Source organism: Salipaludibacillus agaradhaerens (genome assembly GCF_002019735.1).
Taxonomy (GTDB): Bacteria; Bacillota; Bacilli; order Bacillales; family Salisediminibacteriaceae; genus Salipaludibacillus; species Salipaludibacillus agaradhaerens.
Map to the genome: position 1 here is coordinate 3,439,660 of NZ_KV917378.1, position 13,990 is coordinate 3,453,649.

Consider the following 13,990-nt stretch of genomic DNA (forward strand, 5'->3'; position numbering starts at 1 on the left):
GAGGAGATATGAAAGACGTGACAATGAAACAGAAAAGAATGTACTCAAATTCCAGTAATGAAGACGTGATTTCTCCTTGGAAAGAAGCTTATTGGCATGTTCGTAAAAATAAGTGGGCCTTAACGGGCTTTTTCATTATTATCAGCTTTATTTTAGTAGGTCTCTTTGCCCCATTACTGACACATTATTCGTATGATTCGATGAATGCTACTGATCGACTTCGTTCTCCTGATAGTGAGTATTGGTTTGGCACCGATGATTTGGGAAGAGACATTTTTACGCGAATTGTTTATGGCGCTAGGATTTCCTTGCAAGTTGGTTTTTTTGCTGTAACAGGGGCGCTCATTTTCGGGACGGCTCTCGGCGTTATTGCTGGCTTCTATCGTGGGTGGCTCGATATGATTATCTCCCGGATATTTGATATCATGTTAGCATTTCCGAGTATATTGCTAGCCATAGCTATCGTCGCTATTCTTGGTCCCTCTTTACAAAATGCGTTAATAGCAATAGCCATTATAAATGTGCCAATTTTTGGGCGGCTAGTACGTTCGAAAGTCATTTCAATCAGACAAGAAGAGTATATTCTAGCAGCGAAAGCCCAAGGAATGAAAAATAGCCGTATATTGTGGCAACACATATTGCCTAATAGTTTGGCACCGATAATTGTTCAAGCCACATTAGGGTTTGGGACAGCCATTTTAGAAGCTGCAGCACTGGGCTTTTTAGGCTTGGGTGCCCAGCCTCCAATACCTGAGTGGGGAAGAATGCTTTCCGATGCGAGACAATACATTCAGAGTGCTCCATGGCTCATGTTGTTTCCTGGACTTTCTATAATGCTGGCTGTATTGGGTTTTAATATGATAGGAGATGGTTTACGAGACGTGCTCGATCCAAAAATGAAACAATAAGAGTATTTATCACAAATAGCCGTCCGTGAAACTCCCTGCTCAAAATAGAGAGGGTAGCTAAATCTATTTAGGCAGGAGAAAACGGTCGCTCATGTCTTGATTCACGCACCTACAATCAGTGGAGGAAGAACGAAAACGACCATTGATTTTAGGTGCGTTTTATGTTGCAAGCCGTCGCACATATGACGGCTTGTTTATATTTATTGAGATGTAATACTCTCCTACAGTTAGTCTATACAGCGAATGAAGTCCTGATTTCTAGTTCAAGAGTTTGTTCAACAGTGGAATTGGTTCTTTTGACCTAATTGTTCGACAAAAACTGAAAGTTAGAAAGGTTTTTTTTATGTTGATATGTCCTTTTTTCAATAATACATAAGGAAAGAGAGCCACAGAAGTTGTATTCAAGGGAAAATTAAACCGGTAAGATCTCACTTTCATTATGATTGATATTTAAGAGATTAATAGCTGAAAATCTTATTCTCATGGTGAAAGCACTGTGTACTGATCAGAAGAAATACGATACTTCTTTCCTGACGCCATAGGTGAGTTAGAGTAGGGGAAGTTCGACATTTTTTTAAATTTAAATGCATCTTATATGTCTCAAAAATGTAATAACAGACAAATTTTCTATAAAACTATCGTTACTAAATGACAGAATTTCTCTATTTTCATTGTATAAGGAGAACTATTGACTTATTTTTATCAGAAAATAGTGAATTTTTGCTAATTTGACGTTAAAATGCTGGATAGAAGTACGTCACAACGATTGTGGACACGTTTGAACAAGAAGGGAGGACCACATATGACGTGTTCATAGATGTAAGTTAACCTCCAGCTTAAGTAAAACTATTTACCTAATTTCTCTACTTTTGATTCTCATTTCCACGACTGATTTCTTTCAAGCATCATGTACTCATTTCAAAATGACAACCTTCATTTTCCATAAGAATTGACTGAATAGCCATAATTGACAATGTGATAAGATCCACATTATTAAAAGGGAGTGGTTGATTTGCTAAGAAATAAACAGAGACAGCAGGGGATTATATGGATGATGGTGGTTGTTCTTATCATGCCAATGATCATGCCGCAAATAGTAAGTGCTACAAGTAATGGAACGTCTACTTCCTATTTAGAAGAGATGGATCAAGACGCACCTGTAGAGGTAGCCGATCATCTGATAGATGAATTTGATGATGAGGAATATGTGACATTCTTATTAAAAATGAAAGAGCAAGTAGATACAGACAAAATCGCTACGGATGTAGCTGCAAATAATATTCAAGTAGCTGGTACGACAGATTTAACGCTTGCACAGCGAACAGCGATCGTTTCCGAGCTTCGGGCGACAGCTACAGAATCACAAGTTGAAGTAAAAGATTTTTTATTAAAAGAAAAAGAGAATGGTAATGTTCAAGAAATAGAATCTTTTTATATTGTGAATGCTTTAGCAGTAACAGCAAATAAAGAGACATTGGAAGCTTTAGAATCGTATGCTGAGATAGATAAAATCCTTCCCAATGAGACGAGAGAACTACATGAAACCACTCGTACTCACGTGGAAGATGAGAATGCACCTTCAGAATTGCCACAAACGTCAGACCCAGAAGTAGAATGGAATATTGAGCAAATAGAAGCGCCGGATGTGTGGGAAATGGGCATCGATGGTTCGGGAATTGTCATCGCCTCGATTGATACTGGCGTGGAATGGGATCACCCTGCTTTAATAAACCAATATCGCGGTTTTGATGCTTCCACTGGAGAAGTAAATCATGAATTTAATTGGTTTGATGCTACCGTTGGAGAAGATGTCCCGTATGATGATTTAGATCACGGCACACATGTGACAGGAACGATGGTAGGAGTTGAAGAAGATGGTTCAAATAAAATTGGCGTAGCACCTGGCGCTCAATGGATTGGTGTTAAGGCCTTTACTGACGATGGCGGCACAGATATGGACTTGCTGGCAGCAGGTGAATGGATACTTGCGCCAACAGATGAAGACGGGAATCCTCATCCTGAATATGCCCCTGATATCGTGAATAACTCTTGGGGAGGAGGCCCTGGGCTAGATGAATGGTATCGACCGATGGTACAAAATTGGCGTGCCGCTGGTATCTTTCCAGAGTTCTCTGCAGGTAACACATCACTAACTAATCCTGGAGGTCTTGGCTCTGTAGCTAATCCAGCCAATTACCCAGAATCTTTTGCTACAGGAGCGACGAATGCTAATAATGAATTAGCCAGTTTCTCTTTGCAAGGACCTTCCCCATATGACGAAATTAAACCGGAAGTCAGTGCACCAGGAGTCAATATTCGCTCTGCTGTTTCAGGTGGAGGGTATGAAGGAGGATGGAATGGCACATCAATGGCTGGTCCTCACACCTCTGCACTCGCTGCTTTATTGTTACAAGTAGATTCTTCTTTGACAGTGGACGAGCTTGAAGACATTATAATGACGACATCGACACCAGCTACAGACAGTCAATTCCCAGAAACCCCTAACAACGGGTATGGGGCTGGAATTATTAATGCATATGAAGCTGTTACAGCCGTTAGTGATGGATTAGGTCGGTTGAGTGGTAGTGTTTTACAGGAGGGAGAAGATTCTGAGCCGCCTGTTCTCCAACATACGCCACCTGAAGAGGTGTTCGAAGGAATTGCTCTTCCACTTGAGGTAAGTGCGGAAGATAATGTGAGTGTCACATCGGTTATATTAATGTATGAAGACGATGGGGAATGGAAGGAGCTAGAGACACAACGAAAAAGTGGTGATTACCGGGCAGGCATTTATAAGGCGAACATGCCTGCTGACGCCATTATAGCTCCTGAAATAACGTATTATTGGGTTGTTGAAGATTTTGGAGGTCATACGGTTGAAAGTGACGTTTATACGGTAGAGGTCCACGACTCTGTTACGACAGGATATGTTCAAGATTTTGAAACTTATCCGGCTGGATGGTTGAGTTTTGGACAAAACAACAGCTGGGAATGGGGAAGGCCAAAAGTTGGACCTTCATCTGCTTATTCCGGTGATCATGTATATGGTACAAACTTAGCTGGTGATTATGCAGATGATATGGACGCTACGTTGATTTTGCCCCCAGTGCAAGTGCCTGATAAGGGAGACTTCTTCCTCGAGTATCATGAATGGTTTGAGTTTGAGATAAACTATGATTATGGCTATGTCGTTGTCTCTACCGATGATATGGATACATGGGATATTGTGCGGACAGTGAATGGCGTATCGGATGAATGGGAATCAGCATATGTTGATTTAAGTGACTATGCTGGGGAACGCATCATTGTTGGATTTAATGCGTATTCTGATTTCCTTATTACCGAGTCTGGTTGGTATATTGATGATGTATCATTAACCGATGAGGTTCAAAATACAGATGGTGGAAAAATGGAATTAGGTATTATTGATTCTGGGTTAAGTTTGTATTCCTCGTTTGGCTCCAAAGCAAATGGACTTGGACGTACAAATGGATTGCACTTAGGACGAACACCTACAAACCCTGCTGAGCATGTTCCACCAAAAGGAAAAGAGAGAGAATTGATTGCTCCTGAACAGAAAACAGATCAGCGACAGAAAGATAAAGACAGTTCAGGTGATGAACAAACGACCGCTGGATTACCGCTTGCAGCGACTGTAAAAGTGAACGAAACAGGTCGACGAACACAAACTAATCCAGCAAGTGGCGCATTTTCATTAACACATCCAGCTGGTCAATTCACAGTAAGGGCCGAAGCATACGGTTTCCATCCTTCTGAAAAAGAAGTATCCATTGAAGCTGATGAGACAGCAGCTGTACACTTTATGTTGGATGAACTAGGTGTTGGATCTGTTTCGGGAGCTGTTTTAAATGAAATTACTGAAGAACCAGTTGAAGGGGCTACTTTAATGCTTAAGGAAGACCCTCGAATTTCAGCAGTAAAATCGGATGAAGAGGGCCGTTATTCTATTGAAGCATATGAAGGGACCTATACGTTAAAAGTTGTGGCGCCATCTTATTATAGTTATGAAACAGAGATAACCATTGAGGAAGATGACATGACAATAGCAGATATTGCTCTAACACCTTTTATAGGGTATCCTGGTGAAATTAGCTATGATGATGGAACAGCTGAAAATGCTCGTGTTTTCTATGAAGCAGGCAATGGATGGGCAGTTAGAATGTCTCTTGAAGAGGGACAAGAGAAAGCCCTTCTCACAGGTGGATTACTCCATTTTTGGGATACTGAATGGCCACAACCAGGCGGTACAGACTTTCAATTAGCGGTCTATGATGCTGAAGGTAACGGCGGTGCCCCAGGTGAGAAAATTGCTGGGCCAATTGATGCAGAAGCATTGCGTGATGGATCTTGGACGCACGTAGATTTGAGTCAGGAAGGGATTATTGTCGACAGTGATTTTTATTTGGTTTATATTCAGACAGATGATAATCCACATGCGCCAGGTTTGGCAACAGACGAAAATGGGCCTTTTTCAGAACGAAACTGGGAGTTTGTTGGAGGGGAATTCTCACAAACACCAGCAGATGAAGGAAATTATATGATTCGTGCATTAGTTGATTATGAGGTGACAGTACCAGAGATTACCTCACCGGAAGACGGCTATATGACAAATGATGAAATAGTAACAGTAGAAGGAAATGGTTCACGAGACATTGATATGATTATTTATAACCAAGGTGAGGAAGCAGGAAACACAACAACAGATGACAAGGGCTTTTTCTCAGTTGATATCACACTAAACGACGGTGAAAATAAATTAACTGCAATAGCTGAAACACCATCAGGATCGAGTGGTGAGTCTGATCCAATTACTGTTATTCTTGATCAAGAGGCGCCAGAGTTGGAAATCCTCAGTCCAAAAGAGGGGGATAAGCTAAACAGTGAAACAGTTAGAGTAGAAGGAAGTGCCACGGATGAGTATCTTGACCACGTGACTGTTAATGGGGCGAAGGCAGAGTTAGACGAGGAAGGGTTCTTTTCCCATAGAATTATGTTAGATGAAGGAGAAAATGAGATAACAGTTAAAGCAGTTGACGGGGCAGGTAATGAGTCAGTAGAAACATTGACGGTTCACGCTAATTTTGGTAAGTATGTCTTATCTGACATTACCCCAGTAGAAGATACAGAACTCAAAGCAGGTGAGACGGTGCTTGTGAGTTTTCATGCAGAGGAAGGGCTCGATAGCTCATTCGTCATTCGAATGCCTTTAACGAATCTACCATCTGCTAACAGAACTGGAAATGCAACAGAACTGCCAATGAGAGAACAATCACCAGGTTATTATGTAGGCTACTACACGGCTACGTCTAATGTGAAAGCTAATGGAGCAGAAGTTGAAGTTATTGCGCGAGATGACTTCGATAACGAAGTAAGGGCGGTGGCAGATGGCAAATTGTTTATAAACGTTGATTAATAGAAATAGAGCTTATGACTGCTGGACACCCTAGAAATAACTTAACAATGGATTCGATCATCGTATACTGATGATCGAATCCTTTTTTTATTGTCTATCTTTTCAATGATGTTAGGGGGGATGATAACCCAATCATTTAGTGAGGACACCTAATATATAAGGCTTTTTATGCAAGATAAACAACACGTACTCCAATTTAATGAAAGAAAAATAAAGGCAAAAGTCCTAACATTTTTTAATCAAAAATGGGTTTAATTAACTTGAATTGTTTATAGATTAAATGGTACTTTAGGAGAGGTTCTAAAGTCATAGAGGAGAGTATATATGAAAAATATGAAAATATTAACTAAATTTCAGTTACTAATGTTCATCACGATCATTAGTCTATCAGTCATTGTCTTAGGGGTGACTTTTTTATCAGTAAAAAGTGGTATTGAGAGCTTTGCAGCAGAGAAGGCAAAATCAGATTTGGACTTAACCTACAATTATGTTAATGAAAAATATGAAGGAGAGTGGCACGAACAAAACGGAGAGCTATATAAAGGGGATCATCGCATTAACGAAGATTACGATTTAGCTGATGAGTTGGCAGAAATGACCGGAGGACTTATTACTATTTTCCACGATCGTCAACCTATTTCCACTAATCTCATTATTGCAGATGAACGCGCGGTTTCTGTGGCGGCGGAAGGTGAAGTGACTGAACATGTGCTTGAAAATGGTGAAAACTACGGTGGTGAAGCAGACATTCTTGGAGTCGACATGCAAACAGCTTATCGACCTATTTTGGCAGAGGATGGGAATGTTATCGGTATGTGGTTTACGGCTACTTCCCAAGAAAGTATTAATGCCATCATGTCAGATATTTTACTTCAAGTAGGTATTATTATTGTTATTGTCGTAAGTTTAATGACAGCTTTACTGATGTTTTTTACGAAACAAATTAAAGGAAGAATTACATCTATTTTAGATAGCTTAAAATTAGCAGGTGAAGGGGACTTTCGTAGCCACCATGACGATAATCGTCGTGATGAATTAGGGGAAATTTCAACTGGATTTAATATTATGAAAGAAAATTTATCAGAGTTATTACAGGATGTGACGACGGCTTCTGAACAATTGGCTTCTTCATCAGAAGAGCTTACGGCTACGAGTGAACAATCTGCTAAAGCAGCTGAAGAAGTAGCAAAAACGATCGATGATATTTCACGAGGTGCCTCACTTCAAGCAGCGGATACAGAAAAAGGTGCAGGAGAAGTTAATGAATTAGGTAAACTGATTGTTCAAGATCAACATTACCTTGATAAGCTTAATCAAATTGCAGAAGAGGTAACGAGTTTAAAGGATGAGGGATTGGCACTTGTAAACGATCTTGTAGATAAAACAACCACGAATAATGATGTGGCAGATCAAATTCATGATATTATTACGGAAACAAATAAAAACACTGAACAAATTGAAAATGCTAGCGGCATGATTCAAAATATTTCTGAACAGACAAACTTATTAGCATTGAATGCTTCAATCGAAGCAGCACGAGCGGGAGAAGCAGGTAAAGGATTTTCTGTTGTAGCGGATGAGATACGAAAACTTGCGGAACAATCCAATAGATTTTCTGAAGAAATTACATCTATTATTCATAAATTAGCAGAAAAAACGATGCATGCAGTTGATAAAATGAGCGAATCGAAAGAAGTATCACGACGACAAACGGAAAGTGTCACAGCTACAAGTGGCACTTTTGAAGGAGTGGCCACAGCCATAGAAAGTATGAAAGTAACGTTAGCGCAGTTGAATGAATCAGGAAACAGCATGGATATGAAGAAAGAGGAAATAATTTCGGTGATTGAAAATCTATCAGCCATCTCTCAGCAAAATGCAGCTAGTACACAACAAATGTCTGCAGCTGTAGAAGAGCAAACAGCATCAATGGAAGAAATTGCAGGTTCTAGCGAATCATTAGCCCATCTAGCTGAGGATTTACAGACTAAAGCAAGTAAATTCACTTATTAAGTAAAAGTAGTAAAGAGCACCTGGAGACTAATCGGTTAATACGTAATCTCCAGGTGTTTATTTAATTTCATCGGTTACTCAGCTTGTTCAATAGAGAAGAAGTTAATGATAAACAGGTAGGTGTGTACCATGAGCTTCGATTAAGTCATCACACATAGCTGTAATATCGGCGAGAGACAGTTCTGCACTCGTATGTGGATCAAGCATAGCAGCTTGATAGATATGACGTTTGTCGAGAGTAGTAGCTGCTTTAATCGTCAATAGTTGCGTATTTATATTTGTTCGGTTGAGAGCAGCTAATTGTTCTGGTAATTCGCCAATATAGCAAGGCATAATGCCATTGCGGTCTGCCACACACGGGACCTCAATACACGCTTTTGTAGGTAAATTAGAAATTATCCCACCCGTATTTAATACATTGCCACCAAATTTGAAAGGAATATTTGTCTCCATTGCTTCAATAATTCGCGAGCCATATTCGTGACTACGTTCATGACTTAATTCGGAATTATGCACAATATCCTCCCGCATTTTTTCCCAACCATTTATTTGATTGACACAGCGTCTTGGGTATTCATCTAATGGGATGTTAAATTTCTCAATGAGTTCTGGATACTGACTTTTGATAAAATAAGGATGATATTCAGCATTATGTTCAGATGATTCGGTAATGTAGTAACCGAATTTATCCATTAGTTCGAATCGGACCATATCATCATGCTTTTCCAACTGTTTTTCTTGAGCACGTTTTTTAATTTCTGGGTACAAGTCCATTCCGTCTTTTTTCACTTCTAGTAGCCATGCCATGTGATTGATACCAGCAATTTTTTCTTCAATCCTTTCATGATCCATCTCTAACCTTTCGAATAACTCCTTGGTACAGACCTGAACACTGTGGCAAAGACCGACGGTTTTGATAGATGTGTATTTGAGCATAAAGCCAGTCAAAGTGGCCATCGGATTTGTATAATTTAAAAACCAAGCGTCGGGGCAGACCTCTTCCATGTCGTTTGCGATAGCCTTCATGACTGGAATCGTTCGCAGTGTTCTAAATATACCACCGATACCCACAGTATCCCCAATGGTTTGGCGTAGGCCATATTTTTTAGGAATCTCAAAATCAATAACAGTACTCGGTTTATAACCACCAACTTGAATAGCATTAATGACATAGTTGGCACCTGATAAAGCGTCTTTTCTGTTTAAATATGAAACAATTCGAATCGTTTTGTTATATTTGTTCGCTAAATGTTTTAGCATTTGTTCAGATTCTTTTAAACGTTTTTCATCGATATCATGTAAAGCAAATTCTGACCCGTTTAGTGCCTCAACGAACATGCAGTCTCCAAGGACATTTTTGGCAAAAATAGTACTCCCTGCCCCGATAAATGTTATTTTTGGCATTGTAAAACACTCCTTTTGGTATATTATTGTTTCTTAAATCGTATAGAGAAAAAAATTAAATAATGTGATACATTAAGGTTAGTATGGAATATTAGCGCTTACAATGGTAAAAAGTTGTTAAGGGAGGGTAACATGTTGTCACTGGATAATTGGCGCGATATAAAAAAAGAAACTATTGCCTTTAGGCAAAGCGGCCGTTTTGAAACAGTCGTTGATCTTGATGTTATAGGGTTGGAAAAAAGAGTATCGACGGAATACAGGTGGCATGGCCTTGAAAGAAAAAGAGGAAATTCATTTGTTTTTCAATATACTCTTTCTGGAGAAGGGGCTATCGATATTCACGGATCAACCTTCAAGCTCACTCCAAGGAAGGCTTTTATGGTTGAAATACCAGGAAAACATTGTTACTATCTTCCGGACCATAGTCATAATTGGGAATTTATTTTCATTACTTTAAATGGGGTGGCGGCAAAAGCTTGCTGGGACCGCCTTTCACAAAGGCATGGTCCTATTTTAGATATTCCTTTAGAGTCACGTGTCATAAAAAAAGTATTTGATATTTATACTCAAGCAACTGAGAAAGCTTTTGAAGATGCTTACATGTCTTCAGCCGAAGCTTACGCATTTTTAATGGAATGCTATCGATTGCTACAGCCAGTTAAAGCAACATCACCTTTTCCAGAGAGCATGAATGATGCGTTAAATTTTATTCACCAACATTATCACGAGGACATAACGATCGAGGATATTGCCGATGCTGCCTATGTATCAAAGTATTATTTAATCAAAATATTCCAGAAGACACTAAACACCACTCCGGGCCAATATGTCACAAACATACGGATTGAAAAAGCGATAGAGCTCCTGGTGAATACGGACTTTACAATTAGAATGATTTCAGAAAAAATAGGCTTTTCTAATGACAATTATTTCAATAAAGTATTTAAAAAAGTAGTTGGGATTCCTCCTGGGGAGTTTCGTAAAAATAAACACCCTGTACCGTTTGAACGGATTGTAATTCATTAGTACACCGATTGTGGAGATATGAAACAATCCAAACACACATAGTATGTCTAAAAACTTGTAAACAATTTATTACAATGATACACTATTAATAAATTTACTAAAATTTTACCTTGTTGTACTATGGGAGGTCACGATGTGGTTACGATAAAAGATATTGCGAAACATGCGGATGTTTCGATAGCTACAGTATCCAGAGTCCTTAATAATGATAAGAACCTTTCCGTAGCCCAAGAAACCCGGGAACGGATTATGAGTATAGCTAGTGAATTAAATTATACCCCTGTCAGACAGAGGCAACAAACGAAGAATAAAAAACCGCCAGTTAATGAAGTGGAGATTGGGATTGTGATGTGGTGTTCGGAAGAGTATGAATGGGAAGACACATACTTTTTATCGATTCGCAGAGGAATAGAGAATGAATGTAACAAAAGGGGTATTTCAGTTAACAAGATTGTACATTTAGGCAATGCTAGCAATATGCAAATTGGCAATATTGATGGGTTGATTGTAGTCGGAGAAACAGATGAAGCTACAGAAGTAAAAATGAGAGAAAAAATTAATAAAAATATGGTGTTTGTAAATGACTCGCCCGATTCTGAAACCTTTGACTCGGTTGTATTAGATTATGAACAAGCCACACAAAAAGCGTTGGCTCATTTATTAGCACTAGGTCATACTGAAATTGGCTTTATCGGCGGAAACGGGATTAATCATACTACTGATAAAAAACAGAAGGAAGACCCGAGAAAGATATATTATCAAAAGATTTTAAAAGAAAAAAACTTGTTTAATCCAGATTATATTTATGAAGTTTGCGATTATTTTATGAGCAATGGGTATGAAGCGATGAAACAGGCGTTGAAGCATGAAAAACTACCTACCGCTTTTTTTATCGCAAGCGATGCCATGGCAATAGGAGCTATTAGAGCATTACATGAAGTAGACATTCAAGTACCAGGAGATATTAGTTTAGTTAGTTTTAACGACATCGATATGGCAGGCTTTGTTCAACCTTCTTTAACAACTATCAAAATATATACGGAGGAAATGGGGAAAATGGCTGTAAAACTCCTGCTAGATCGATTAGCTGGGCGCGAGGTACCAATGAAAGTAGTTGTTCCATCAAATCTAATTATAAGGGAAAGTTCTGCGGAAAAAAGTGAGAAGAAACGTTAACTACTCAACACCCCCATGTTGGAAATACCGTGTAAAGCTTAACTGTATATTTTAAGTTTCTAAAAAATGCGCATAAAACACAACATTCTTAATTCTTTTGAGGTGAAACGTGAACTAAGCACCATAAGAGAGGAAAGAAGCGTGTATGTGCTTTTTTTATTCATGTTAATTTTAGAGAAAGAAATTAATGAAATGTTATGTGTGAGGGAAATCTCTTAATGAAGTAGCGAAACTAATCTTATCTATACTAAATGTGTTAAGGGATAAGCCAACCAACTTCGTGTCTCAGGTGATGGGCTCTTGTAATCAGCTGATGTTGAGGCGCCACCTAATTTCTCGATCTTTCAGCTTTCTAAAATGTGAGATCGATGTGAGAAAGGATAATGTGGTTCCTTTAACAAACACGAACGGTTAATTGTCCCCTATTCGTGTTTATGTTAATTCAACAAAGATAGAATGGTAAGTAACGGATTAGTATAACAGTAAAAAAATAAAAATACCCCTTGCTTTTTTATTAAAACAGAACTATAATTTTACTTAAATAAAAGATTTTTTTAGTTAAATAAGATCTTTTGTTTACTTGATTTACCGTAATTGTTAGCTATAACATTACGCGGATAGTCTCATTATTAAACTAAATATCTAGGGGGAATAAAAATGAAAACGTTTTCCAAAGTGCTGGCTGTTCCTTTAACGATGGTTTTGTTGACTGCTTGTGGTAATGGAGATAATGCTAATGGAGACTCTGAGAATGTCACGTTATCCCTTTACTTAACACTTACAGAAGAGACGGCAGTGAATGCTGTTGAAGAAGTTATTGACGAATTTGAAGACGAATACCCTCATATTTCTATTGATGCTAATTTCCCAGCAGACGCGTATGAAGATTCTATTCGCGTTCGAATGGCTTCTAATGACTTACCTGATTTATTTGATACACACGGTTGGGCTAAAAATCGCTATGGTGATTATGTAGCTGATTTAAGTGATATGGAATGGGTGGAAAACTTTGACGAGTCAATGGAACCTCTATTAAAAGATGAAGACGGGAAAGTATACGCCTTTCCGTTAAATCAAGCAAACGACGGTATTATGTATAACGCAACAATGTTGGAGGAATTAGGTATTGACTTACCTGAAACAGTTGACGAGTGGATAGAGGCGATGGAGACGATTCGTGATGAAACAGATAATGACGTTTCACCATTGTGGATTCCTGGAAATGATCCGTATGCGATCGGACAAATTTTGGATCAATTCTCAACGCCTTTATTAGTCACAGATGAGGATAATAATTATGAAGAAGAATTGCTAGACGGCACATTTGATTGGTCAAATTACACATTACTTCCTGAAACAATGATGGAGATTAAAGAAAAAGATTTAATGAATGTAGACGCATTAACGGCAAGTCCTTCTCAAAGAGCACAATTGATGGCGCAAAACTTAATTGGTTTTACATTTGCAGACGGAGCCTTTGGAAGAGATGTCTATGAACTAAATCCAGACATCCAGGTAGGAACGATGCCGATGCCTGCGTTTTATGAAGGAGACGAGCCTAGCTGGATCGGGGGAGAGCGTCATACGATGGCGGCCTCTAATAACTCAGAAAATCTTGAAGAAGCCAAACTATTTATTGAATTTATGGCTCGCCCTGATAATGCAAGAAAAGTGGCAGAAGGGACGACACTTCCAGCAGGTATCAATGGAGTAGATGCAGATAATTACTACGCTGAATACTACGAAAAATGGTCTCACATTGATATCCAGCCTTACTTTGATAGAGTTTATCTTCCTGGCGGCATGTGGGATGTTTACGCAACAACTGGGTCAGACCTTATAGCTGAATCAATTACACCAGAACAAGTGTCCGAAATAATGGAGGCTGAATATCATCGTCTAAGAAGAGAAAATAATGAGGATGATGAAGAGGAAGCTAATTAACTCGTAATGAGGGGGGAGAATAATCTTTTCTCCCTTTCCTACTTTAATTCTGTATTTAATACGTGGTGAGCAAAAAAAGGAGAAT

General features: G+C 38.8%; 7 protein-coding genes. 6 read left to right on the plus strand and 1 reads right to left on the minus strand.

Annotated features, from left to right (window positions below; genetic code table 11):
- Window positions 1-8: 8 nt before the first annotated feature.
- From nikC to BK581_RS15840, 3 genes are all read left to right on the plus strand, one after another.
- Entirely contained in the window at window positions 9-908 is a 900-nt protein-coding gene (gene nikC / locus BK581_RS15830; protein ID WP_245829092.1) for a nickel transporter permease, read from the plus strand.
- Between the two features lie 1,051 nt (window positions 909-1,959).
- Window positions 1,960-6,342, plus strand: a complete 4,383-nt coding sequence (locus tag BK581_RS15835) for a S8 family serine peptidase (RefSeq protein ID WP_095995562.1) — start codon at window positions 1,960-1,962, stop codon at window positions 6,340-6,342.
- A gap of 324 nt (window positions 6,343-6,666) precedes the next feature.
- Window positions 6,667-8,355 carry a methyl-accepting chemotaxis protein gene (locus tag BK581_RS15840; RefSeq protein WP_078579077.1) on the plus strand — a complete coding sequence of 563 codons (1,689 nt, stop codon included), beginning with the start codon at window positions 6,667-6,669 and terminating at the stop codon, window positions 8,353-8,355.
- Window positions 8,356-8,457: 102 nt separating this feature from the next.
- Here BK581_RS15840 and melA read toward each other — a convergent pair whose 3' ends face one another.
- Window positions 8,458-9,759, minus strand: coding sequence for an alpha-glucosidase/alpha-galactosidase (melA, locus tag BK581_RS15845; protein WP_078579078.1), 1,302 nt, complete (start codon window positions 9,757-9,759; stop codon window positions 8,458-8,460).
- 132 nt (window positions 9,760-9,891) lie between these two features.
- Here melA and BK581_RS15850 point away from each other — a divergent pair, with 132 nt between their 5' ends.
- The 3 genes from BK581_RS15850 (at window position 9,892) to BK581_RS15860 (ending at window position 13,905) form a co-directional block, all read left to right on the plus strand.
- Window positions 9,892-10,785, plus strand: a complete 894-nt coding sequence (locus tag BK581_RS15850; RefSeq protein WP_078579079.1) for a helix-turn-helix transcriptional regulator — start codon at window positions 9,892-9,894, stop codon at window positions 10,783-10,785.
- 135 nt (window positions 10,786-10,920) lie between these two features.
- The gene (locus tag BK581_RS15855; RefSeq protein WP_078579080.1) at window positions 10,921-11,961 is read left to right on the plus strand and encodes a LacI family DNA-binding transcriptional regulator; all 1,041 of its coding nucleotides are present in this window, start codon (window positions 10,921-10,923) and stop codon (window positions 11,959-11,961) included.
- Window positions 11,962-12,612: 651 nt separating this feature from the next.
- Window positions 12,613-13,905, plus strand: a complete 1,293-nt coding sequence (locus tag BK581_RS15860; protein ID WP_407690352.1) for an ABC transporter substrate-binding protein — start codon at window positions 12,613-12,615, stop codon at window positions 13,903-13,905.
- The last annotated feature ends 85 nt before the right edge of the window (window positions 13,906-13,990 follow it).